This is a genomic window from Porphyromonas sp. COT-290 OH3588, assembly GCF_000769075.1.
In the GTDB taxonomy this organism is placed as follows: domain Bacteria; phylum Bacteroidota; class Bacteroidia; order Bacteroidales; family Porphyromonadaceae; genus Porphyromonas.
Genome location: NZ_JRFC01000044.1, coordinates 1 through 217, shown reverse-complemented (window position 1 = coordinate 217; position 217 = coordinate 1). Strand labels below are relative to the sequence as shown.

Below are 217 nucleotides of genomic sequence, written 5' to 3'. Positions count from 1 at the left end.
TCGTAGGCAGGGTTACCTACGGCATTCTGTGTCTTGGTGTACTTCTTGTTCAGCAGGGTGCGGATACCTCGCCAATCAACGCAAGCATTGATTTGGCGTAGAAAGGAGTGCTTCATCCAGTCGCGACGAACCTGAGTATATACTTGTAGGAAGCTCGGAGCTGGTTCGGTTGGTTTAGTTGCCATGTCGATACAGTTAATTACATATTAAAGATAGT

The 217-nt window shown here is 46.5% G+C and carries 1 pseudogene; it reads right to left on the bottom strand.

Annotation, left to right across the window (positions count from 1 at the left end):
• Positions 1-185 (bottom strand): annotated as a pseudogene (locus HQ48_RS09655) (IS5/IS1182 family transposase); the annotation flags it as partial.
• Positions 186-217 lie beyond the last annotated feature (32 nt).